This is a genomic window from Neobacillus drentensis (genome assembly GCF_036962765.1).
In the GTDB taxonomy this organism is placed as follows: domain Bacteria; phylum Bacillota; class Bacilli; order Bacillales; family Cytobacillaceae; genus Neobacillus; species Neobacillus drentensis_C.
In genome coordinates this window covers 65,627-66,169 of the sequence record NZ_JBALOS010000002.1, presented here as the reverse complement: position 1 = coordinate 66,169, position 543 = coordinate 65,627, and the positions used below count along the sequence as shown (strand labels likewise).

Genomic DNA, 543 nt, shown 5'->3' with positions numbered 1-543 from the left:
TGAACTTATACGAAAAACAACAATTTATGCGAAAATAGCCTTTATTAAAAATCAAATAAGGAATCCCCATTCGCTTCGTCTTCCATGTCGAGTTTTTTCGGTTGCTGCAGTTGTGCAGCTGGTTGTTGGATCAGCGGTTGGTTCATCACAGGCTGTTGGAAGGCCTGGTACGAGATAGCAGGCTGAACGGCAGGCATAGGTGTGACTGGATCCTCGTTTTTCAGTGCGGGCTTTTCGTCTAGCAGGAGCTCGCACAATATTTTAATAGAGTATACCTTTTCCCGCAAACTTTCTTCCTTTGCACTGCTTTTTGCCAACTTCAATTCCTCTTCTATTTTCGCTAATAGTTTTTGGACAGATATATTCACTTGTCAAGCACCTCTAATTTCAGTCTCGTTTCTATTCTACATGAGTATGGCCCTTTTTTCGAGTGGCAAACACTTCGACAGGATTTCCATTGTTTCACGTGAAACACGTCGATTTTTGGCAAAGGCTCTTTTCGTAAACTTTATTGCTATTGGAGCTTAATAAAGGTCATTTACT

At 41.1% G+C, this 543-nt stretch carries 1 protein-coding gene; it reads right to left on the bottom strand.

Annotated elements, in window-relative coordinates:
- Positions 1 to 44 precede the first annotated feature (44 nt).
- Positions 45 to 368, bottom strand: a complete 324-nt coding sequence (locus V7137_RS00675) for a YwdI family protein (protein WP_335455661.1) — start codon at positions 366 to 368, stop codon at positions 45 to 47.
- Positions 369 to 543: the final 175 nt, after the last annotated feature.